General features: G+C 54.9%; 21 protein-coding genes and 5 tRNA genes. 24 read left to right on the top strand and 2 right to left on the bottom strand.

Annotated elements, in window-relative coordinates; all coding sequences use genetic code 11:
- Nucleotides 1-78 precede the first annotated feature (78 nt).
- The 15 genes from ABIE61_RS00190 to ABIE61_RS00260 all read left to right on the top strand — a co-directional run bounded on the left by ABIE61_RS00190 (nucleotide 79) and on the right by ABIE61_RS00260 (nucleotide 10,282).
- Nucleotides 79-154: transfer RNA gene (locus ABIE61_RS00190), tRNA-Val, on the top strand.
- Nucleotides 155-160: 6 nt separating this feature from the next.
- Nucleotides 161-237: transfer RNA gene (locus ABIE61_RS00195), tRNA-Asp, on the top strand.
- A gap of 129 nt (nucleotides 238-366) precedes the next feature.
- Nucleotides 367-442 (top strand) — tRNA-Val (locus ABIE61_RS00200).
- Between the two features lie 6 nt (nucleotides 443-448).
- Nucleotides 449-525: transfer RNA gene (locus tag ABIE61_RS00205), tRNA-Asp, on the top strand.
- 100 nt (nucleotides 526-625) lie between these two features.
- Nucleotides 626-701 (top strand) — tRNA-Val (locus ABIE61_RS00210).
- A gap of 153 nt (nucleotides 702-854) precedes the next feature.
- Nucleotides 855-1,799 (top strand): 1-aminocyclopropane-1-carboxylate deaminase/D-cysteine desulfhydrase, encoded by a 945-nt coding sequence (locus ABIE61_RS00215; protein WP_354405863.1) that lies wholly within the window; start codon nucleotides 855-857, stop codon nucleotides 1,797-1,799.
- Between the two features lie 46 nt (nucleotides 1,800-1,845).
- Complete coding sequence (locus tag ABIE61_RS00220) at nucleotides 1,846-2,733, top strand: NAD(+) kinase (protein WP_354405865.1); 888 nt, start codon at nucleotides 1,846-1,848, stop codon at nucleotides 2,731-2,733.
- A gap of 3 nt (nucleotides 2,734-2,736) precedes the next feature.
- Nucleotides 2,737-3,720, top strand: coding sequence for a metallophosphoesterase (locus ABIE61_RS00225; RefSeq protein ID WP_354405867.1), 984 nt, complete (start codon nucleotides 2,737-2,739; stop codon nucleotides 3,718-3,720).
- Complete coding sequence (locus tag ABIE61_RS00230; protein WP_354405869.1) at nucleotides 3,717-4,565, top strand: rhomboid family intramembrane serine protease; 849 nt, start codon at nucleotides 3,717-3,719, stop codon at nucleotides 4,563-4,565. Before ABIE61_RS00225 ends, ABIE61_RS00230 begins: the two co-directional genes overlap by 4 nt.
- Nucleotides 4,566-4,606: 41 nt before the next feature.
- Complete coding sequence (locus ABIE61_RS00235) at nucleotides 4,607-4,876, top strand: YeaC family protein (RefSeq protein ID WP_206834709.1); 270 nt, start codon at nucleotides 4,607-4,609, stop codon at nucleotides 4,874-4,876.
- Nucleotides 4,869-5,705 (top strand): DUF2797 domain-containing protein, encoded by an 837-nt coding sequence (locus ABIE61_RS00240; protein WP_354405871.1) that lies wholly within the window; start codon nucleotides 4,869-4,871, stop codon nucleotides 5,703-5,705. Before ABIE61_RS00235 ends, ABIE61_RS00240 begins: the two co-directional genes overlap by 8 nt.
- A 12-nt stretch (nucleotides 5,706-5,717) precedes the next feature.
- Entirely contained in the window at nucleotides 5,718-8,333 is a 2,616-nt protein-coding gene (pepN, locus tag ABIE61_RS00245) for an aminopeptidase N (RefSeq protein ID WP_354405872.1), read from the top strand.
- A 69-nt stretch (nucleotides 8,334-8,402) separates the two neighbouring features.
- On the top strand, nucleotides 8,403-8,789 hold the full coding sequence (locus ABIE61_RS00250) for a hypothetical protein (RefSeq protein ID WP_091823775.1): 387 nt from the start codon (nucleotides 8,403-8,405) through the stop codon (nucleotides 8,787-8,789).
- A gap of 14 nt (nucleotides 8,790-8,803) precedes the next feature.
- The gene (locus ABIE61_RS00255) at nucleotides 8,804-9,616 is read left to right on the top strand and encodes an AlbA family DNA-binding domain-containing protein (RefSeq protein ID WP_206834706.1); all 813 of its coding nucleotides are present in this window, start codon (nucleotides 8,804-8,806) and stop codon (nucleotides 9,614-9,616) included.
- Nucleotides 9,617-9,718: 102 nt separating this feature from the next.
- Complete coding sequence (locus ABIE61_RS00260) at nucleotides 9,719-10,282, top strand: hemerythrin domain-containing protein (protein ID WP_354405874.1); 564 nt, start codon at nucleotides 9,719-9,721, stop codon at nucleotides 10,280-10,282.
- On the opposite strand, the gene ABIE61_RS00265 is transcribed toward ABIE61_RS00260, so the two are convergent.
- A complete protein-coding gene (locus tag ABIE61_RS00265) occupies nucleotides 10,279-10,893 on the bottom strand; it encodes a riboflavin synthase subunit alpha (protein ID WP_354405876.1) in 615 nt (204 codons plus the stop codon). The genes ABIE61_RS00260 and ABIE61_RS00265 overlap by 4 nt on opposite strands.
- A gap of 80 nt (nucleotides 10,894-10,973) precedes the next feature.
- Here ABIE61_RS00265 and ABIE61_RS00270 point away from each other — a divergent pair, with 80 nt between their 5' ends.
- Nucleotides 10,974-11,864 carry a TIGR01777 family oxidoreductase gene (locus ABIE61_RS00270; RefSeq protein WP_354405878.1) on the top strand — a complete coding sequence of 297 codons (891 nt, stop codon included), beginning with the start codon at nucleotides 10,974-10,976 and terminating at the stop codon, nucleotides 11,862-11,864.
- A gap of 10 nt (nucleotides 11,865-11,874) precedes the next feature.
- Here ABIE61_RS00270 and ABIE61_RS00275 read toward each other — a convergent pair whose 3' ends face one another.
- Nucleotides 11,875-13,533, bottom strand: a complete 1,659-nt coding sequence (locus tag ABIE61_RS00275) for a BatD family protein (protein WP_354405880.1) — start codon at nucleotides 13,531-13,533, stop codon at nucleotides 11,875-11,877.
- 182 nt (nucleotides 13,534-13,715) lie between these two features.
- Between ABIE61_RS00275 and ABIE61_RS00280 the strand changes: the two genes are divergently transcribed.
- The 8 genes from ABIE61_RS00280 to ABIE61_RS00315 all read left to right on the top strand — a co-directional run bounded on the left by ABIE61_RS00280 (nucleotide 13,716) and on the right by ABIE61_RS00315 (nucleotide 20,856).
- Nucleotides 13,716-14,618: a LysR family transcriptional regulator gene (locus ABIE61_RS00280; protein ID WP_206834698.1), complete on the top strand. Its 903-nt coding sequence runs from the start codon at nucleotides 13,716-13,718 to the stop codon at nucleotides 14,616-14,618.
- Nucleotides 14,619-14,717: 99 nt separating this feature from the next.
- Nucleotides 14,718-15,533 (top strand): putative hydro-lyase, encoded by an 816-nt coding sequence (locus tag ABIE61_RS00285; protein ID WP_354405882.1) that lies wholly within the window; start codon nucleotides 14,718-14,720, stop codon nucleotides 15,531-15,533.
- Between the two features lie 30 nt (nucleotides 15,534-15,563).
- The gene (locus ABIE61_RS00290; protein WP_206834695.1) at nucleotides 15,564-16,529 is read left to right on the top strand and encodes a TRAP transporter substrate-binding protein; all 966 of its coding nucleotides are present in this window, start codon (nucleotides 15,564-15,566) and stop codon (nucleotides 16,527-16,529) included.
- A 51-nt stretch (nucleotides 16,530-16,580) separates the two neighbouring features.
- Nucleotides 16,581-17,099, top strand: a complete 519-nt coding sequence (locus ABIE61_RS00295) for a TRAP transporter small permease (protein ID WP_206834694.1) — start codon at nucleotides 16,581-16,583, stop codon at nucleotides 17,097-17,099.
- Nucleotides 17,099-18,406, top strand: coding sequence for a TRAP transporter large permease (locus ABIE61_RS00300; RefSeq protein WP_206834693.1), 1,308 nt, complete (start codon nucleotides 17,099-17,101; stop codon nucleotides 18,404-18,406). Before ABIE61_RS00295 ends, ABIE61_RS00300 begins: the two co-directional genes overlap by 1 nt.
- Before the next feature lie 116 nt (nucleotides 18,407-18,522).
- Nucleotides 18,523-19,254, top strand: a complete 732-nt coding sequence (locus tag ABIE61_RS00305; RefSeq protein WP_354405884.1) for a 5-oxoprolinase subunit PxpA — start codon at nucleotides 18,523-18,525, stop codon at nucleotides 19,252-19,254.
- Nucleotides 19,251-19,946: a 5-oxoprolinase subunit PxpB gene (gene pxpB / locus ABIE61_RS00310; protein WP_354405885.1), complete on the top strand. Its 696-nt coding sequence runs from the start codon at nucleotides 19,251-19,253 to the stop codon at nucleotides 19,944-19,946. Before ABIE61_RS00305 ends, pxpB begins: the two co-directional genes overlap by 4 nt.
- Complete coding sequence (locus tag ABIE61_RS00315; RefSeq protein WP_354405887.1) at nucleotides 19,936-20,856, top strand: 5-oxoprolinase subunit C family protein; 921 nt, start codon at nucleotides 19,936-19,938, stop codon at nucleotides 20,854-20,856. The genes pxpB and ABIE61_RS00315 overlap by 11 nt, the downstream gene beginning before the upstream one ends.
- Nucleotides 20,857-20,972: the final 116 nt, after the last annotated feature.

Raw genomic sequence — 20,972 nt, forward strand, 5'->3', positions numbered from 1 at the left:
TTCTGGGTCGCAAGCCCCGTCCGTTCCGCCAACCTCTTCATCGAAGTGCTGGTGAAGTTGTATCAAGCCAAGTGTTTTGGGCGAATAGCTCAGTTGGGAGAGCATCTGCCTTACAAGCAGAGGGTCGGGGGTTCGAACCCCTCTTCGCCCACCAAAGCACGGAGCGGTAGTTCAGTTGGTTAGAATACCTGCCTGTCACGCAGGGGGTCGCGGGTTCGAGTCCCGTCCGTTCCGCCAACACTGAGAGAAGAAAGGTTAGAATACCTGCCTGTCAGCTCTCAAGGGATGTTCTGGGTCGCAAGCCCCGTCCGTTCCGCCAACCTCTTCATCGAAGTGCTGATGAAGTTGTATCAAGCCAAGTGTTTTGGGCGAATAGCTCAGTTGGGAGAGCATCTGCCTTACAAGCAGAGGGTCGGGGGTTCGAACCCCTCTTCGCCCACCAAAACGCGGAGCGGTAGTTCAGTTGGTTAGAATACCTGCCTGTCACGCAGGGGGTCGCGGGTTCGAGTCCCGTCCGTTCCGCCAACACTGAGAGAAGAAAGGTTAGAATACCTGCCTGTCAGCTCTCAAGGATGTTCCGGGTCACTGGCCCTGTATGTCTACACGTTACACCCATGTCTGTTCTGGGCGAATAGCTCAGTTGGGAGAGCATCTGCCTTACAAGCAGAGGGTCGGGGGTTCGAACCCCTCTTCGCCCACCAGAACATCCTTCCTGTTTTACATCTCATTTATCTCTTTGTAACAAGTAGTCGCGCTTGGTTGCTGTCTTCCGACGAAAGCTGAATGGTTCAGACTTGGACTGAACTGATAGTCTGTTGTCCAAAAGCTGTTTGATGTGACTCTGGAATCTGTCCTTGTTTGAGCCTGCCGAAATAGTGATGCAACCGCTGTGCTCCCGTTTATATGACCGTTTCGGGGTTGATGTGTCAGTGTTGCGCCTTGATGGCATCCATCCCCTGGTGAGCGGTAACAAGTGGTTCAAGCTCAGGCCTGCGCTTGAACAGGCACGAAAACTGAGATGCCCCATCCTCAGCTTCGGCGGTGCCTGGTCCAACCATATCCACGCACTGGCTTATGCGGGTTTTCAATCAGGTGTTGAAACCGTTGGTATCATTCGTGGTGAGCCTGAATATGCAGCCAATGCCATGTTGAGTGATGCGCGGCGGTGGGGTATGCGGCTGCAGTTTGTGGACCGAAAAACCTACCGTTTTCGTGATTGTGCGCACTATCAGCATCAACTGTCGCTGGAGCATGGTGATGCCTTGGTTGTCCCTGAGGGTGGAACTACGCCTTCGGCCGTTCATTCCGTAAGCGAGATATGGCAGTTGCCGGTTATGCGTGAGCAGGGTGCCGACCTGCTGCTGACGGCTGTTGGCAGTGGCGGTACCCTTGCAGGGCTGGTGGCCGCAAAGCCTGAAGGTAGCCGTGTGCTGGGTGTGCCGGTACTCAAGTGTGGGCCTGAAATGGTCTCAAGGATCAATGCGTTGCTCCTCAGGGCCGGCTATGCTGACAGCAGTGGCTGGGAACTGCTGGAAGATGCCCATCGTGGGGGCTATGCGCGGCTGGATGCCGAGCTTGCAGCCATGATCAAGCATGTTGATGAGGTATACCGGTTGCCACTTGATCCGGTCTATACCGCAAAGCTGTTGATGGCATTCAATCGATTACTGTTCGAAGGGCGGGTCGTCGCAGGCAGCAAGGTGGTGCTGGTACACACTGGCGGGTTGCAGGGCGTTCGCGGCTATCAAGCCAGGCTTTCAATGCTGGCGTCTGCCTTTAGCGGGCCTCTGGTCGTATAATGCGTTCACATACACCTAAAGATCCTATCGGGAGAGCAGGGCTGGCATGGATAACTTTCGTAACATCGGTTTGATCGGGCGCCTCGGCAGCAAGTCTGTCATTGATACCCTGAAGCAGCTGATCCGCTTTCTGGATGATCGAGGGTTGAACGTCATACTGGACCAGTCCATCGCCGAGGTGATGCCGGGCCATGGCCAACAGGTTTGCAAGCAGAAGATGATGGGAGAGATCTGTGATCTTGCCATTGTCGTAGGAGGTGATGGGAGTCTGTTGGGTGCCGCTCGCTCGCTGGCACAAAGCAAGATTCCGGTGCTTGGCATCAATCGCGGCAACCTGGGTTTCTTGACGGATATTCCGCCACAGGACTTTGAAGACAAGCTGATACAGGTATTGTCCGGGCGTTACACGGTTGATTCACGCTTTCTGCTGGATGTGGAAATCAAGCGTAACGGCGAGCCGATCGCTGAGATGACCGCCTTAAATGACTGCGTGATTCATCCCGGCAAGGCGACCCGGATGATACAGTTTGAGCTGTATATAGAAGGGCAGTTTGTCTATACCCAGCGTTCGGACGGATTGATTGTATCCACGCCGACCGGTTCAACAGCCTATGCTCTGTCAGCAGGCGGTCCCATCATGCATCCCAAAATTGATGCGCTGGTGCTGGTGCCGATGTTTCCGCATACCCTATCAAGCCGCCCGATCGTGGTTGACGGAAACAGCGAGTTGAAAATGGTGATCAGTGAGGATAACAAGACCTATCCCGCGATCTCCTGTGATGGCCAGTTGAACCTGAGCCTGGCGCCTGGAGACAGTATTACGATCCGCAAGAAATCGCAGAAGCTGAAACTGTTGCACCCGCAGGATTACGATTTCTATCGCACCTGCCGTGAAAAACTGGGATGGAGTTCCAAGCCCGGTCAACAGGAGTGAAATGTGAAAAGCCAGGGTTATGATCTGATCGGTGATGTGCATGGCTGTGCGCTCAGTCTGCGCATGTTGCTGGCCCGCATGGGGTATCGGCAGATCAATGGCGTCTATCGCCATGCTGATCGCAAGGTCATTTTTATTGGCGATATCATTGATCGCGGGCCGCATATACGTGAAGCGTTGCATATTGTCAGGGATATGGTTGATGCCGGCCAGGCCGAAATCGTGATGGGCAACCACGAGTACAACTATCTCTGCTACATGACCCCACATCCGGACCGGCCCGGTGAATTTCTGCGTGAGCACACCCCACGTCACCAACGTATTCTGCAGCAAACGCTTGAGCAGCTTTCACCCTGGCCGGATGAGCAGCAGGAATACATGGACTGGTTCCTGCAGCTGCCATTGTTTCTCGAATTTGATCATTTTCGGGTGGTGCATGCTTGCTGGCATCAGGGATTGATTGATCGTTTCCGACAGCAGTACGGCGGCAATCAAATTACGCACGATTTTTTGTGCCGTTCGGCGATCGAAGACAGCTTTGAATGGGAAATAATGGATCGTCTTCTGCGTGGTACTCATCTGCGCTTGCCCAATAACGAAGTGATGGTAAGCAAGGATGGTTTTCGACGTCGCTTTTTCCGCACCAAATTCTGGACGCCGGATCCACAATACCTCGTCGATGTGGTATTTCAGCCAGATCCGCTGCCGCCTCACCTGGCACGCCTGCCCATTACCGAGAGGCAGCGGAAAGACCTGATCTATTATGGGCCGCAGGAAAAGCCGTTGTTCATAGGTCACTACTGGCGGGAGGGGGTGCCGCGGCCTGTTACGGAGAATATTGCCTGCATTGATTTCAGTGCGGTCAAGTACGGCAAATTGGTAGCCTACCGACTGGATGATGAAACCCGCATTGATCCTGACAAGTTTGTTTGGGTCGATGTGGCGCGGGAGGTTCATCTGCCTCAGTCGGAGATCGGTGCCTCATGATACCGGCTGTCGAATCACCTCTGAGCGAGGACCTGACCGAATTTACCGCGTTCCTGTGGCAGCATGGGGTGTCCCATCGTGTGGTCGAGGAGGGTGAGTGGCAGCGGCTTTATGTCAGTCCCGAATTCAATCCCGGCCAAGTGCATGAGTTGTACGAATACTGGCGTGGCGGCGGCAACCTGGATCAGGTCGAAATTCGCTCCCGAGAACGGGCGATACGGTCTGTCAGCTGGCGTCGCATTCCGGTTACCTTGTCACTGATAGCGTTAAGCGCGCTGTTCAGTCTTCTGATTGGCTTCGGTTCTGATCTGAAGCAGATGGCGCTGTTCAGTTTTACCTCCTTTGAGGTGTTCGGCCAGCAGGCGCGTTGGCATACGCTGGCAGCCATGCTGGCAACCGGTGAGCTGTGGCGACTGATTACGCCGGTTTTCATGCATTTCAGCCTGCTGCATATCATGTTTAACCTGCTCTGGGTTTGGGTTGTCGGCGTAAGAGTGGAGCCGGAGCAGGGCAGCCTGCCGTTCCTTGGCTTGGTACTGTTCAGTGGCGTATTGTCCAACCTAGCTCAGTTTGTTGTCAGCGGCCCCATGTTTGGAGGCATGTCGGGTGTGGTGTTTGCCTTGCTTAGCTATGCCTGGTTGTGGGACCGGTCTGGGATGCAGCCTCGTATTGGTCTGCCTCCCGCATTGATGGGCTTTATGCTGCTGTGGCTGGTATTGGGGTTCACCGGTGTGTTGCAGGGAGTAGGCCTTGGCGCAATAGCCAATACCGCCCACCTTGCCGGGCTGCTGGCTGGGCTGCTCTGGCTGTTGCTGGTACGGTTTCTGGGCAGGCGTTTCAGCTGAGCACTGTGCTAAAATCGGAACATCCAACTCAGGAGATGCTAATGACTCTGGACAAGATGATTGAGGCGATGACGCCGGATATCTACCAGTCACTGCGCCGCGCAGTGGAGCTGGGCAAGTGGCCCAATGGCGAGCGTTTGACGCAGGAGCAGCGCGAGACCAGTCTGCGTGCCGTCATCGCCTATGAGCACAAGCGCAATATGCCCGAAGATCAACGTGTCGGTTTCATCGACCGCACCCGCCCTGATGGCAAGCAGCATGGCAGTGATCCGCTGCAGCCGCAGGTTCTGAAGATTCTGGCCGATGGTTGATACTGTAGATACCCCGGCTGTTGGTGGCTTGCGCAAGATGTATACCCGGCTGGAGCAGCCCGTTCACTATCAGCTGCCGATCGGTGATGAGCAGGTTGATCTTAATGCACTGATCGGCAAGCCGATTCGACTGGTGTACCAGCAGGAAATCAACTGTCTTCACTGTGGCCGCAAAACGAAAAAAAGCTTCAGTCAGGGCTATTGCTACCCCTGCTTTACCAAGCTTCCCCAGTGTGACAGCTGTATCGTCAAGCCGGAAAAATGTCATTATCACGAAGGTACCTGTCGTGATCCGGCCTGGGGCGAACGTCACTGTTTTCAGCCCCACGTGGTCTATCTGGCCAACTCATCCGGCCTCAAGGTCGGCATCACCCGGGGTGAGCAGATACCCACCCGCTGGATGGATCAGGGCGCCATTCAGGCGCTGCCGATCCTTGAAGTGGACAACCGCCTGCATTCGGGTCTGATTGAACAGATCATTGCGGCCCACGTCAGTGACAAGACCAATTGGCGGACCATGCTGAAGGGGGGAAATCCGGGTATCGACCTCAAAGCGGAACGTGACCGTTTGCTTGGGCTCTGCGCTGATGAGCTCAATAAGCTGCGAGAGCGTTTCGGTGAGGCGGCAATCCGCCAGCTGGAGGCCGATGTGGTCGAAATCGAGTATCCGGTAGACCAGTACCCGAGCAAAATCAGCACCCATAATTTTGATAAGGAACCGGAGGTATCCGGTGTGCTCCTGGGTATCAAGGGGCAGTATCTGATTCTGGATACCGGTGTCATCAATATACGTAAATTTTCCGCTTACAAGGTACAGCTAAGCGTTTAGGCAGGAGTCGCAATGTCAGCTCAACAGCCCCATGCAATCTATCTGGAAGACTATCAGCCCCCCGCCTGGCGAGTGGAGCGTACAGCGCTGCGCTTTGAACTGGAAGAAGAACAGGCACTGGTGCGAGCGCAGCTGAGTATCAGCATCAATCCGGAAATGGGCAGTCGCCAAGCGCTTGAGCTGTTGGGTGATGACGAGATTGAGCTGCAGCGGCTGAGCATTGACGGCGAGGTGCTGTGTGCATCCGACTACGCCCGCGCCGATGGCCGACTGGTCATCCCAAACGTGCCTGACAGCTTTACGCTGGAATGTGTCACTCGGCTGCTGCCACAGCAGAATACTGCACTGGAAGGCCTGTACAAGTCCGATGGCATGTTTTGTACCCAGTGTGAGGCCGAGGGTTTCCGACGCATCACCTTTTTTCCCGATCGTCCGGATGTCATGTCAGTATTTACCACTACGCTGGTGGCCGACAAGACGCGTTATCCTGTACTGCTGTCAAACGGTAACCCGGTTGCCTCAGGCGATGCCGATGGCGGCCGTCATTGGGTGACGTGGGAAGATCCCTGGCCCAAGCCCAGCTACCTGTTTGCGCTGGTCGCAGGTGACCTGGCGTTGCTTGAGGATCACTACACCACCGCTTCGGGCCGTGAAGTGGCACTGCGTATTTATGCCGAACGCAAGGATCTGGACAAGCTGGACCATGCGATGGTCTCGCTCAAGAATGCCATGCGCTGGGATGAGCAGGTGTATGGCCGTGAATACGACCTCGACATCTACATGATCGTGGCTGTGGATTTCTTCAACATGGGTGCGATGGAGAACAAGGGGCTGAACATCTTCAATACCTCCTGCGTGCTTGCTCACCCGCAAACCACTACCGATGCTGCATTTCAGCGCGTGGAAGCAGTGGTGGCACACGAGTATTTCCATAACTGGTCGGGTAACCGTGTCACCTGCCGTGATTGGTTCCAGCTCAGTCTGAAGGAGGGCTTTACCGTCTTCCGGGATGCCGAATTCTCGGCTGATATGAACTCCCGTACAGTGAAGCGTATTGAGGATGTGACGCTGTTGCGCACGGCCCAGTTTGCCGAAGATGCAGGCCCCATGGCACATCCGGTACGGCCGGAGTCCTACATCGAAATTTCCAACTTCTATACCCTGACAGTGTACGAAAAGGGGGCAGAGGTGGTGAGGATGCTGCACACCTTGCTTGGGCCGGAGCTGTTCCGCAAAGGCAGTGACCTCTATTTTGAACGGTATGATGGCCAAGCCGTTACCACAGACGATTTCGTACGTGCCATGGAAGACGTCTCGAGTCGAGACCTGAGCCAGTTCCGCCGCTGGTACTCTCAAGCCGGTACGCCCAGGCTCAAGGTTTCCGATCAGTACGATGCCGAAACCGGTTGCTACGAGCTTCACGTCAGTCAGAGCTGTCCACCGAGTCCAGGCCAGGAGCACAAGTTGCCCTACCATTTGCCGCTGGCCATGGGGCTGCTGGCTGATGATGGTACCGAACTGTGCAGCCGGGTGCTGGAGTTGACCGAAGAGGAACAGGTGTTCCGCTTCGAAGGTATTCCGAGCCGCCCGGTACCCTCACTGCTGCGTGGTTTCTCGGCCCCGGTCAAACTGGACTATGCCTATACGGATCAGCAACTGTTGATGCTGCTACGTCATGATACTGATGGCTTCAATCGCTGGGATGCCGGCCAGCGATTGAGCGTGCGTTTGCTGCAGCAGCAGACAGAAGCCTGGTGCCGGGGCGAGCCGATGCAGTGTGAACAGGCGCTTGTCGATGCCTGGCGTGGCCTGCTGCGTGATGAGAACCTTGATCCCGCGATGGTGGCTCAACTGTTGCGTTTGCCATCCGAGGCACAATTGAGTGAACTGGCCGATGAAATTGATGTCATTGCCATTCATGAAGCGCGTGAATTCATGCGCACAGCACTGGCGCGAGCGCTTGAGTCGGAGTGGCTGGCAGTCTACCAGCGCTGTGATGCTGCATCCGGTACCTACTCGCCGGATTCAGCATCGATCGGATTGCGCAGCCTGAAGAATCTGGCCCTGGAGTATCTGATCGCCACAGGACGTGAGCCTTGGCTGGAGCTTGCACGCCAGCAGTTCGAGCAGAGTGATAATATGACTGATCAGCAGGCGGCGCTCTCGCTGGTTGTGCATTCGGGCTTTCGTGAAGTGGGCGCCGAGTTGCTGGAAGCGTTTTACCTGCAGTGGCAGCATGAGTCGCTGGTGATGAATCAGTGGCTGGCAATTCAAGCATCCGACTCGGCTCCCGGTGCGCTGGAGCGCGTGGTTTCGCTGAGCCGGCATCCCATGTTTGATATGCGCAACCCGAACAAGCTGCGTGCATTGATCGGTGGGTTCTGTGGTCAGAACCTGGTGCAGTTTCATGCCGAGGATGGCAGCGGCTATGCCTGGCTGGCAGACTGGATTCTGAAGCTGGACCGTCAAAATCCTCAGGTGGCAGCAAGGCTGCTGACACCGCTGACTCGCTGGAAGCGTTATGAACCGGTGCGTCGAGCGCTGATGCGTGATCAGCTACAACGAATGATGGATACCGCCGAGCTGTCGGCTGATGTATATGAAGTGGTAAGCAAGAGCCTTGTCTGAACAGGGCATTACAGCGCGCCCGTTTGGTGGTGCACACAACCGGAACAACAAACCGTGAAGGATAAGTAGATGGAACCGTATCTGAACGCCAGTGACAAATTTGATCTTCAGCAGAATTACCGCCGTTATCTGAAGTTCCATGATCAGTGCCAGGTACTGAACGAAATACTGAAGGATGCCCGTGCCAGCAGGGTCTGGGTGGCAGGTGTGGTGTTGATGGTGTTTGCGCTGGGCTCCGAGTTCTTTCTGGGTGCTGCAGCTGGTCTGTTTGGCCTCTATTTCTACCGTATCCTTTCGGCCTGGTATCGACTGAGTCAGGTTGAGGAAAATGTTGAAGGGATTGAGCGCTGGTTTGCCAGCAAAGGGCTTAAGTTTGAAAGCCGGGTGCTGTATCAACGCAATGATGACCAGCTGGCACAGCCTCTCGATCCGTTTAATGAAGAACTTTACCGCTGATCTGACACCATACGATGCAGCGAGAGTACCGACGCCTTAGCCAGCACACCCGCCACCTTCTGTCGTTACCGGAAGGTCTGAACGTGGATTTCAAGCGTGAAACCCAGGCGGTGAAGGCGTCGGATCTGGTTGCCTTTGCCAATACGGCACTGGGTGGCACATTGTTGATCGGCATCGATGAGTACACCACTGAAGACGGTGTGCAGCGTGGCAGGGTAGTCGGCTGTGAAGTGGACGACAAAGCCAGGCTAACGCTGGTCAACAAGGCCACCGGCTGTATACCTAACGTTGATATCCATATTTTTACCGAAAACCTCTCGGCTTCCAGGCCCATCTTTCGGGTCGAGATTCCCCCCGGGCAGAATAAGCCCTACTGTACCCAACGCGGCGAATACTCCATCCGTACCGATGGTCGTAACCGAGCCATGCTGCCGGAAGAGTTATTGGCTATTTTCATGGAACGAGAAGGCGAGCAGTTTCTGTCCCGTTTTCGTCATGCCGTCCAGCAACTGGAACATCAGCTTGGCAGTGTCAGTCACGCCCTCAGTGATGGCATGCTGGGCGTGAGCGAGCGTTTACATGAGCTGGATCATCAGTTGCAGCGCACCCTGTCACGTATTGAACAACTGACCGACAGCAACAAGAAACGCTCACGCAATTTGATGCAGGCCTTGCGGCAAAGTCAGGATGGCATCGTGCAGCTTGAAAACAGTATTGCTCCGGTCATCAATGACAAGGGGCAGCACCTGCTGCAGGATATCGAGCACAAGCTGGGTATGTTGCTGGATCTGCTTGATATCGACAGCAGCAACGGCAACGGTCACTGATCAACCTTCGTCTACCGCACTGGTTAAGCTTGATCCCTGTCAAGATGAGGCAATGAGACTCGTCTATAGTGAAGTAAAGCAAGCTGTAGCGGAGACACCAACATGACAATTCTGTCAGAACTGCATCAGGATCATATCAACCTGAACCGTCTGCTCGAAATACTGACGCTGAAAGTAGAGCGGTTGCGTGAAGGCAATCACCCGAACTTTTCATTGATGGCGGACGTGGTGGCGTATGTCGGCAGCTATGCCGACCAGCATCACCACCCGCGTGAAGATGTGATGTATGAACACTTCCGTGGCCGTGATGCTGACCTGGATAAGGGTTTTGACCAGTGTGAAGCCGAACACGCAAAGCTGAAGCAACTGTCTCATGACTTGGCCGAATCCATTGATGCGATCCTGCATGACGCCGTGATGCCGATGGAACGATTCACCAATCAGTTGGATGAATTTGTCAGCACTGAACGCCAGCATCTTGATTTTGAAGAGCGAGAACTGTTCCCCGGTATTCGCAAACTGGCCGGTGATACTGACTGGCAACAGCTTGAAGAAGCGTTGCCGTTGCCTGAAGACCCGCTTTTCGGTGAAAAGCAGGCTGCCGAGTATCGTGATCTCTATCGCGCATTGATGGAAGACATGAACCGTAACGGTGCGGCGCACTAGCCGCGCTGTACCAAATAACGCTTGACCGTATCGACGATTGCCTGAGTCTGCGGATCAACCTCCAGATTGACCCTGGCGCCCGGTTGCAGGCTGCCGAACGTTGTCTGCGAAAGGGTTTCCGGTATCAATGATATACCGAACTCACCCCGTTGGTTATCGACCTCAGCCAGGGTCAAGCTGCAGCCGTTCAGACCGACAAACCCCTTGGGGAGCAGGTAGGGGGCCGCGGCTTGTGGAATTTCAAAGTGAATATGGTGGTTGTGCTCGCTTGCTTCGATTCGGCTGATGCGTGCGCAGCACAAGATATGTCCGGACATCAGGTGGCCGCCTATTTCATCACCAATGCGGGCGGCACGCTCAAAGTTGACTCGGTCGCCGGGTTTCAGCTCACCCAAGTTGGTCAACTCTAGCGTGGTATCAATCAAGTCAAAGCAGACATGGCGACCCTTGAACGAAGTGATGGTCAGGCAGGTGCCATTAACTGCAATGCTGGCACCGGTCTCCAGGGCGCTTGCACGGGCAGGTGGCAGCTCCAGTTCCAGTTGCATGAAACCTTCGTGGCGACGGCAGGCGATAACCTCGGCGGTGCCCTGAACAATGCCAGTAAACATGTTGTGCTAACCTCTATACATCAGATCTGATCCGGTATTGGGAGCGTAAGTTTAACCCAAAGCCGCACGGAGAATAAAAAATGCGTGTATTGATTACAGGTGGTAGCGGGTTTATAGGACAGGCCCTGAGTACGGCCCTCATCGCCCGTGGAGATGATGTCATCATCCTCAGCCGGTCGCCGGAGGCCGTGCCTGCACGCAAGCGAGTACAGGCTGTAGGGGCTTTGCATCATATTGAAAACCAGGTTGATGCGGTCATCAACCTGGCGGGGGCACCAATTGTCGATAAACGCTGGAGTGATGCACGCAAGCAAGTTTTGCGTGACAGTCGTATCCAGCTGACCGATGCACTGGTGAACTGGATGCGACAACAGTCACAGCCACCGGCTGTTCTGGTCAGCGGCTCCGCTATTGGCTATTACGGCAGTCATGCTGATGAAGTGCTGGAGGAGAATGCTGAGCCAATGCCCGGATTTGCCCATGAGCTTTGTCGTGACTGGGAGCAGGCTGCCCTTGAGGCTGAATCATTCGGCGTACGTGTCTGTCTGATCAGGACTGGAGTGGTGCTGGGACCAGAAGGTGGGGCGCTGTCAAAAATGCTGCCAGCATTCCGGCTGGGTCTGGGTGGTCCCATTGGTGATGGCAAACAGTGGATGTCCTGGATCCATCTGGACGATGAGGTGGGTGCCATTATTTATTTGCTGGACAATCCTTCTCTCCACGGGCCGTTTAACCTGACTGCACCAGAGCCGGTGCCTAATGAAGTGTTCAGTCGAACATTGGCGCGTGTTTTGCGTCGACCTGCGTTTATGCGTGTACCCGCGACGATAATAAAACTAATGCTGGGCGAGGCCAGTGAGTTGTTGGTGGAAGGCCAGCGAGTTGTACCTGAAAACCTCCACACCGCCGGCTACGAGTTTCAGCAACCACGGCTGGAGGATGCACTGCGAAAGGTGCTGGATGTGAAATGAGGTAAGGTCCTCAGGACACCATCAAAAGATCCTGTTCGCGAGAGTCCATACTCGGCTCTGCGTTGCGCAGGCGTCTGCGACGCATCGTTTCCAGTGCTTCAAGTAACAGGTCACCCTGCCACAATGTTGGTTCGTGGCGCAGGTGGTGTTCCAGATCCATAATCAGAAAGTCCAGCGCCTGGCTACCTGCCGCTTCGCACAGGGACGTAAGGGAGTGCACATGGTGATCAAGCCAGAATTGCTGTCCCCAATCGATCAAACGTTGTTGAGTGCTGCCGGCATCGTTCTGCTGGCAGGCAATGGCCAGTGCCTGAAAGGTGTTGCGCTCGGCCTGCTGGTGTGACCGGTGCAACTGCGCTGCCTGCGCTGCCTGCACTTCCTGGCTGGCAGCCTTGTCACGGTTACGCAGCTGGCGCAGCTGATGCCAACTGTAAAGCCAGCCCAGAGAGCTGATGATGCTCAGTAGCCCAAGACCTGCGACCAGCATCCGCAAAGGGCTGCTCGGGTTGGTAGCGTCTCGGGCTACGGGCGTGCTTGAGTCTGTAACGGGTGGCAAGGACACCATGTCGATCTCCAGCTGTCTGCCGGGCAGCGTCAGAATTTGCCCTCTGTCACTGAGTGTATTCCACCAGTGAATATCGATGGCGGGCAGCACAAGCCCGCCTTCACCCAGCGGCTCGATCAAAATCCTTTCCGTGCGGGTACTCACCAATCCCTGCGGGGTTGCTGTTTCCGTCAGGCTGACATCTTCAGTACGGGCAAATGCTGAGTCCATCTCTGCAACAAATAGAGTGGGCAAGGCATCGGCGGGCAGGCCAAGTGCGGTCAGGCTGATCTCTCGGACAAAGCTTTCACCAGGCTGCAGGCTGTCAGGCAGCGGGGTCTTTTCCTCGAATGAAAGTCGCTCGGCTGGCAGCCAGTAGCCGCGCTGATTCTGATGTGCCTGTGGCAGTACCTCTATCTCGAAACTTTCCACGGGGGCCAGTGCAATCGCATTTGGGGTGACATCGCTATTATCGTCAAGAACCAGCCGTGCTCCTCGCAGGGTGTGCAAGCCCTCGTTTGAAGGAAAAAGCGCAAAGGCCTGTTCGGTAATCTGCCAACTTTCGCCACCGCGATCGGTTTCGTAACTGCGCTTTTCCGTCAGTGGTATGACCAGCGCCTCGGGCAGTTGGGGAGGCTGGAACCGGGCTGATTCAGGCAGTGGTTCTGTATGAAATACCCGCGCGGTATACAGCAGCTGAGCATGGCTGTAGATCTGATCCTGACTCAGTAGGCTGTCCATAAACAGGTTGCCGCGGTTCCGTGTCGGAGCGAGGTTACCTGTTACCTCAACTTCCATGGGGGCACTCAGATCGCTACCCAGTCGCAGGGGCGGAATCCGGATTTTGCCCGTGGTGCGAGGACGCAATTGCAGTTCCCAGCGCGTTCGTACGGCACGGCTGGAGGAGGAGTGGCTGGAAATGATGACCCTGCGGCTGCTCAGTACACTGAAGTCTCCCTCGAGTGGCGTCAGGTCCGGTCGCTGCTCCAGTTGGTCCGTTGCTTCCAGGGTCAATGTGAGCACATCGGCAGCGGTGAGGGTGTAGCGGTCAAGCGAGGCGCGCACTTCAGCCCAGGCTGGCAATGAACAGCTCAGCAATAACAGCAATGCCAGCAATGAACGCATCCACAGCTCCGTGATGGTGCAGAAGATAAATGATAACAATCTCTGAAGATTATCGAACATGAGACAGGTTAGATCAATATTATATATTCAGAGGTTGAGAATGTTTTTCTGTACGAGAATGGCTTATCTGGAAATTATGTGCTAATCACTAAGCGGTTTCTTAATATCATGGAAAATGCAGCGTGAATTTTAAACGACTGGAAACTTTTGTTTGGGTAGCCACTCTTGGCAGTTTTCGAAAGGCCGCTGAACGCCAGCATACCACTCAGCCTGCGATCTCCAGCCGTATTGCGATTCTTGAGGATGAGTTGGGTGTCAAACTGTTTGAGCGAGAAATGGGTCCGGGGCCTGTGGCCCTCACTGCAAAAGGTAAGGAATTGCTTCCGTATGCCGAAAAAATAATATATATGCAGGAACAGCTCAAAAAACGTGCAAATAATGTACAGGGGGTATCCGGTATATTGCGGCTGGGTGTTTCTGAAACAATTGTACACACATGGCTACCCGAGTTTCTTCGTCGCTTGAATAATGAGATGCCTCACCTCGAGGTGGAAATGACAGTCGATGTCACCAGTAATTTGCGTGCCGGTCTGCTCGACCGATCAATTGACCTTGCCTTTTTGATGGGACCGATTTCGGATCCCAGTATTGCCAACCTTTCACTGTGCAGTTTTCCGCTGGCCTGGATTGCCAGCCCAGCGCTCAAACTCCCGGATCGTTTGCTGTATATCGAAGAGCTGGCTCAGTGGCCCATTATCACCTATGCACGCAATACCAAGCCGTTTGCCGAGATCAGTCAACGCTTTCGCGCCATTGATGGTGCGCCGGTACGCTTCATGTCCTCCAGTTCGCTTGCTGCCTGCTATCGACTCACGGTTGACGGGGTTGGCATTTCAACCTTGCCCTACCGGATGATCACTGAAGAGCTTGAAAAGGGGATCATCACCCGCCTGCATGTAACCTGGACACCTTCAGAACTGACATTTACGGCATCCTACTCGGCGGTGCCCTACAGCCCGATTGCCGAACGGGCAGCGGAACTGGCGGTGGTGGTTTCAGAAGCCTATGCAGATGAAGCTATATAAAATTTTTTTATCATTAAATAGAAAAAACCATAATTAGACTTTTTTACCCTCTCGATTAGTCTTAGTAAAACACCGATTGTCCTTAACGAGAGGTCAGGCATGAACAGGCAGGCGGTTTCCAACTATAAGCAGGGTTTGCTGGAGACGGCGCATACACTGCGCCACAAGATTCGAGTCGGTGAGTTTACCGGCAGTACCAGTGGTTTCGCCCCGGGGCTGATTCAGGGCAATGTGGTGATTTTGCCGTCAGACTGGGCGCAGGACTTCCTCTACTTCTGCCAGCTCAACCCCGTTTCCTGCCCGCTGATTGCAGTGTCGCGGCCCGGTGAGCCCCTGTTGCCAGAGCTGGGCAACGATATTGATATCCGTTGCGATGTGCCCGAGTACAACGTGTTCGTTGATGGGGAGCTGACGCATACGGCCATTGACATTGCTGACCTGTGGAATGAACAGATGGTGACCTTTGTATTGGGCTGCTCCTTCTCCTTCGAAGAGGCGTTGCAGCGTGCAGGGCTGTCGGTGCGCAATATTGACCTCGGTCGCAATGTGTCCATGTATGAAACCAGCCTCCCAACATCACCCAGTACACGCTTTCACGGCAATACGGTTGTAACCATGAGGCCGTTTTCACCGGCCGATGCAATTCGTGCCATACAAGTGACAACCCGCCTGCCGAAGGCACATGGCGCCCCGATCCACATCGGGCGACCGGATCTGATCGGTATTGATGATCTGACATCGCCTCATTTCGGAGACAGCGTGCCGGTAGGAGAGGATGAAATTCCCGTTTTCTGGGCCTGTGGTGTGACGCCGCAGGTCGCTATCCGTAATGCAAGGCCACCGCTGTGCATTACACACGTCCCCGGCAAAATGCTGGTGACCGACAGGCTCAACGATGAGCTGGCCGTTCTCTAGGCTGAAACAATAACACGTGGAGATCCAATCATGTTGAAGAAGATTGCTGGTATTGTTGCCCTTGCAGGGGCCATGAGCACTGCGGTGCAGGCAGACACATGGCATATGCCAACCCCGTATGGCGATGCCAACCTGCCCACCAAAATAGCCTATGAATTTGCTGACGAGATTCGTGAAAAAAGCAGCGGTCAGATCGATATCAATGTGCATTCAGGTGCCTCGTTGATCAAGCATCCCGAAATCCCGCGTGCTGTCAGAACAGGGCAGGTACAGTTGGGTGAGGTGTTCATCGGTGTGATGGGTAATACCCACCCGGTTTTCAAGCACGACAATATCCCCTTCCTGGCCACCAACTTCGATGACTCCAAGAGACTTTGGGAAGCAGCCAAGCCCGAAATCGAAAAGCTGCTGGACAAAGAGGGTATGCAGTTGCTGTATACAGTCCCCTGGCCGGCACAGAGCCTGTATACCAAGTTTCCGGTTAACACACTGGAAGACCTGAAGGGAACTAAAATGCGTGCCTACAGCCCTTCAACCTCGCGTCTGGCAGACCTGATGAATACCTCACCGACAACGGTGCAGGTGCCTGAAATCCCACAGGCGTTCAGTACCGGGATCATCGATGCCATGATCACATCCCCCTCAACAGGTGCAAATGGCCAGGCGTGGGACTATCTAACCCATTACACCGATATCCGCGCCTGGATTCCCAAAAACATTGTGGTCGTGAACAAGCGTGCGTTCCGTCGCCTCGACAAGGACACTCAACAGATCATCCTGGCGGCTGCTGAAAATGCAGAGCGCAAGGGCTGGGAAGGCGTGCGAGCAACAGCCAAACAGGATACTGAAACCCTGGCCGCCAACGGCATCGTCGTCAGTGAACCCTCCGCTGAGTTGATGAGAGAGCTGGAAAAAATCGGTGCCATCATGATCAAGGAGTGGGAAGCCGAAGCGCCTGCTGAAGTGGGCAAGATTCTCAAGCAGTATCAGCAGTAAACGCGAAGGGCCCCCGAGCACTGCAGGGGGCCCAATGATGAGGCACTTTCCATGTCAGCATTAAAAGAAAACCTATATCTGACATCCGGTTACCTGTCTGGAGCCTGCATCGTTGCCATCATGGTGCTGATACTGGCGCAGATTGTCGGCCGATTTTTCGGATTCATTATTCCGTCGGCTGAAGACTTTGCGGGCTACGCGCTGGCGGCGTCCATCTTCTTTGGTCTTGCCTACACCTTTCGAGAAGGTGGCCATATCCGGGTTACGCTGGCCATTCAGCGCCTGCCGCGCCACTGGCGTCGGCTGCAGGAACTGAGCGTTCTGTTGTTTGGGCTTGTTCTGAGCGGTTTCATGACCTGGTACTGCTGGTTCATGGTGTGGGAGTCCTACGTCTTTGAAGAGATGACACACGGTTACATCGCCATGCCACTGTGGGCACCTCAGGTGCCGCTGGGAGTGGGCGCTTCAGCGCTGGCGCTGGCGGTGCTGGATGCATTGATTGCAGTGCTCAGGGGCGACCTTCCGGATTACATCGGCGCTGAAGATGAAATTAACCTGGAGGAAATCTGATGGAGCCGATGACGTTATCGATTGTCCTCGCGATCAGCATGTTATTGATGCTTGCGTTGGGTGTCTGGGTTTCGCTTGCGCTGGTAGGGGTGGCGGTTCTCGGGCTGATGCTGTCCGGCAATGAACAAATTGGCCTGCTCTTTGGTACTTCAAGTTGGGGTGCCAGTACGGCATGGTCATTGACTGCGTTGCCGATGTTCATTTGGATGGGGGAGGTGCTGTTCAGAACCCGCCTGTCATCTGATCTGTTCAAGGGGCTTGCCCCCTGGCTCGGCGGGTTGCCGGGCAAACTGCTGCACGTGAATGTACTCAGTTGTGGCATCTTTGCGGCCGTCTCCGGTTCATCGGCCGCCACAGCCGCCACCATCGGACGCATGACCCTGCCAGAGCTTAAGGCTCAGGGCTACAGCGACCGCATGGCAGTGGGTACACTGGCCGGATCGGGTACGCTTGGGCTTTTGATACCGCCGTCCATCATCCTGATAGTGTATGGCGTGGCTGCGGAAGTATCGATCGGACGACTGTTTATTGCCGGCGCATTGCCGGGCCTGCTGTTGGTTGTACTGTTTATGGGGTACACCATGGTCTGGGCCATGATGCACAAGGATGAACTGCCTGAGCATACCCGCGATCAGGTGTCCCTTGCCGCCAAGGTCGCGGCACTGCGAAAGCTGTTGCCGATCATGGGGTTGATCGGTTTTGTACTGGGCTCCATCTATGGTGGATTTACGACCCCGACAGAGGCTGCAGCTCTGGGCGTTTTTGGCGCACTGGTACTGGCGGCCGTGACAGGTTCGTTGAGTCTTGAAAGTTTCAAGCAGAGTCTGCTCGGTGCCGTCAAAAGCTCCTGCATGATCGGCCTGATTCTTGTAGGCGCACATTTTCTCACCCTGGCAATGGGATTCCTGGGTATTCCGCGTGCGCTGACCGAGTGGATCGGCACATTGGGGCTGACACCATTTGAACTGCTGATTTACCTGACCGTCCTGTTCGTAATTCTCGGCTGTTTCCTTGATGGCATTTCGGTTGTCGTGCTGACGGTTGCGGTTGTTCTGCCGATGGTGCAGCAGGCCGGCATTGATCTGCTCTGGTTTGGCATCTACATCGTCCTGGTGGTCGAGATGTCTCAGATAACTCCTCCTGTCGGATTCAACCTGTTCGTGATTCAGGCACTGACCGGCAAAAACATTCTCTATGTGGCCAAAGCGGCCCTGCCTTTCTTCCTGTTGATTCTGCTGGCGATCGTCTTGATCTACTGGTTCCCGGAGATTGTCACCTATCTGCCGACGACCATGACACAGCGCTAGTGTACGACGTTGCCCGTCTGGGGGAGTTACCCGGGCGGGCTTGATGGTTATCCAAAACAGTTTTCGCAACTGCGACCTTATCGGTTGCAGGGACCTTTTACAGCTGGAGATCAGAGATGAAGCTCAATTGTGACATGGGTGAGAGTTTCGGCTCATGGAGCAAAGGCATGGATGCGGACGTGATGCCCTATATTGATATGGCGAATATTGCCTGTGGCTATCACGCATCAGACCCCCAGACGATGGACGCGACCGTAAGACTCGCTTGCGCGGCAGGGGTGATGGTGGGGGCCCATCCGGGGTATCCCGATCTGCTTGGATTCGGGCGTCGAGACATGGTGTTGACGGCCGACGAGCTGCGCTTGATGACGGTCTATCAATTGGCGGCGCTGGATGGCATCTGTCGAGTTAACGGGACTCGGATTCAGTACGTCAAACCTCATGGTGCCCTTTACAATCGTATGATGGTTGATCAGCAGACACTGGATGCATTGATGCAGGCCGTCGCAGACTACTCGATAGACTGCCCGCTGGTGGTGATGGCAACGCCGGAGGCTGATGATATTCGAAGGCGGGCTGGCCATTATGGGCTGGAAGTTTGGTTTGAGGCTTTCTCGGACCGGGCCTATGACGACCATGGTCGTCTTGCCAGTCGACACCTTCCCGGTGCCGTCCATACCACGACAGAAGCGATTGAGGCTCAGGTACTTCAGATCGTTGAGCAGGGAACCGTCACAACGTTGGGAGGGCATCGGATCTCGATCAAGGCCGATACCATTTGTATCCACGGCGACAGTGAACATGCGGTTGCAGCGGCGCGTCATATACGTGAGGTTGTGGGCTCATGATTCGGATGCAGGCTGTTAACGAGAACACCTGGATCATTTATCTGGGTGACGAAATCAGCGACGCGGTAGCGGCTCGCGTGGCGCAGTTGACACACAGCATTCGCGCGACTCTGGGGCCAGGTCTGATCGATATCATTCCGTCCTATACCAGTGTGCTGGTCAGCTTTGACCTGCAACAGGCAGACCGATTCGCGATTGAATCGCGATTGAATGCAGCGGTACGCCAGATGCAGAGTCTGGCCGCTCAGGTATCGGACGCCGATGAGATTGTGTTGCCGGTCTATTATGGCCCTGAAACGGCGCTGGATATGGCACAGATCACCCGGGAGTGTCAGCTCAGTACGGATGAAGTGATCCGGTTGCACTCCGAGCAGCGTTATCGTGTCTATGCCATTGGATTCAGCCCGGGCTTTGCCTATCTGGGCAATACCCCCGAAGCACTGCGTGTTGCACGAAAAGCCACACCGAGACTCAAGGTGCCCGCCGGCAGTCTGGGTATCGCGGATAACCAGACGGCCATCTATCCGACCCAAACACCCGGCGGGTGGCAGATCATCGGCCGAACGCCACTGGATATGATTGACTGGAGCCGTGACACCCTGACACGGGTAAAGGTTGGAGACTGGGTTCGCTTTGAGCCGATCGATCGCGACACGTTTCTGGAAATGGGGGGGCGGCTGGATGAGCTTTAAGGTGATTGATCCCGGTGCCATGGTGTTGATTCAGGATGGTGGTCGCAAGGGCTTCCAGCACTTGGGTGTGACAACGGGCGGCCCCATGGATGAGCACGCCTTTGACTGGGCCAACTGGTTGCTGGGCAATACGAGAGGAGCGGCTGCCCTGGAAATCACCTATGGATTGGTCGTGCTTGAAGCGCAGGCTGACGTGACCATCGCCCTGACCGGTGCAGACCTGGGGGCCACCCTGAACGGTAAACCGCTGTTGCCTTGGCGGGCCTGTCAGGTAAGCGCGGGGGATCGGCTGAGCTTTGCAACCCCGGTCAGCGGGTTGAGGGCCTACATAGCCATGCCCGGTGGCATCAAGGCCGAGCCTCGGCTTGGCAGTGTGGCAACGGTGGTCCGTGAAAAGGTCGGCGGCCTGGATGGGAGTGGTCAATCGCTGAAAAAGGGAGACACTCTTCAGTCCACATCTCCTCACCCAAATGCCTTGCGTCACATGCCTGACTGGGCTGTACCGGATTATGGCGCGCCTCTGCTGTTGGGGGTAATACCGGGTTATCAGTTTGAGTGCTTCTCAACAGTGCAGCGCATGAAGTTTTTCAGCAGTGATTATATGGTTACGTCCAATATTGATCGAATGGGGTACCGGCTTAAAGGAGAGGCGGTCATCAGTGAACAGTCCGGCATTATTTCCGAGGGTATTGCTCTGGGAGCCATACAGATTCCTCAGGACGGCCAGCCGATTGTGTTGATGCGAGATCGGCAGACAATTGGTGGATATCCCAAAATCGGCTGCGTGTTTTCACTGGACCTTGCCAAACTCTCCCAGCGCAAGCCCGGTGACAGTGTTGCGTTTACATTGATGGATGTAGCAGACGCTGAAAACAGGCGGGTTTTATATGATCACCAGTTTAGGGTTTGATGTGGCTTGAATATCAACATGTGTATTGACTTAGATTGATCCGTTTTGAGCGTCTATTATGAAGAACATCAGTAGCTGATAAAGCGAAAAGCTCAGCTTGTTTGCGGAATAGAATA

The organism is Marinobacterium sp. MBR-111 (assembly GCF_040547585.1).
Taxonomy (GTDB): Bacteria; Pseudomonadota; Gammaproteobacteria; order Pseudomonadales; family Balneatricaceae; genus Marinobacterium; species Marinobacterium iners.

Coding starts and splice junctions, on each gene's coding strand:
- ABIE61_RS00295 (WP_206834694.1), top strand. CDS start 16,581: ATGTCAGCATTAAAAGAAAACCTATATCTGACATCCGGTTACCTGTCT.
- ABIE61_RS00275 (WP_354405880.1), bottom strand. CDS start 13,533: ATGCGTTCATTGCTGGCATTGCTGTTATTGCTGAGCTGTTCATTGCCA.
- ABIE61_RS00265 (WP_354405876.1), bottom strand. CDS start 10,893: ATGTTTACTGGCATTGTTCAGGGCACCGCCGAGGTTATCGCCTGCCGT.
- ABIE61_RS00260 (WP_354405874.1), top strand. CDS start 9,719: ATGACAATTCTGTCAGAACTGCATCAGGATCATATCAACCTGAACCGT.
- ABIE61_RS00285 (WP_354405882.1), top strand. CDS start 14,718: ATGAACAGGCAGGCGGTTTCCAACTATAAGCAGGGTTTGCTGGAGACG.
- ABIE61_RS00220 (WP_354405865.1), top strand. CDS start 1,846: ATGGATAACTTTCGTAACATCGGTTTGATCGGGCGCCTCGGCAGCAAG.
- ABIE61_RS00290 (WP_206834695.1), top strand. CDS start 15,564: ATGTTGAAGAAGATTGCTGGTATTGTTGCCCTTGCAGGGGCCATGAGC.
- ABIE61_RS00250 (WP_091823775.1), top strand. CDS start 8,403: ATGGAACCGTATCTGAACGCCAGTGACAAATTTGATCTTCAGCAGAAT.
- ABIE61_RS00240 (WP_354405871.1), top strand. CDS start 4,869: ATGGTTGATACTGTAGATACCCCGGCTGTTGGTGGCTTGCGCAAGATG.
- pxpB (WP_354405885.1), top strand. CDS start 19,251: ATGATTCGGATGCAGGCTGTTAACGAGAACACCTGGATCATTTATCTG.
- ABIE61_RS00235 (WP_206834709.1), top strand. CDS start 4,607: ATGACTCTGGACAAGATGATTGAGGCGATGACGCCGGATATCTACCAG.
- pepN (WP_354405872.1), top strand. CDS start 5,718: ATGTCAGCTCAACAGCCCCATGCAATCTATCTGGAAGACTATCAGCCC.
- ABIE61_RS00300 (WP_206834693.1), top strand. CDS start 17,099: ATGGAGCCGATGACGTTATCGATTGTCCTCGCGATCAGCATGTTATTG.
- ABIE61_RS00255 (WP_206834706.1), top strand. CDS start 8,804: ATGCAGCGAGAGTACCGACGCCTTAGCCAGCACACCCGCCACCTTCTG.
- ABIE61_RS00270 (WP_354405878.1), top strand. CDS start 10,974: ATGCGTGTATTGATTACAGGTGGTAGCGGGTTTATAGGACAGGCCCTG.
- ABIE61_RS00315 (WP_354405887.1), top strand. CDS start 19,936: ATGAGCTTTAAGGTGATTGATCCCGGTGCCATGGTGTTGATTCAGGAT.
- ABIE61_RS00305 (WP_354405884.1), top strand. CDS start 18,523: ATGAAGCTCAATTGTGACATGGGTGAGAGTTTCGGCTCATGGAGCAAA.
- ABIE61_RS00230 (WP_354405869.1), top strand. CDS start 3,717: ATGATACCGGCTGTCGAATCACCTCTGAGCGAGGACCTGACCGAATTT.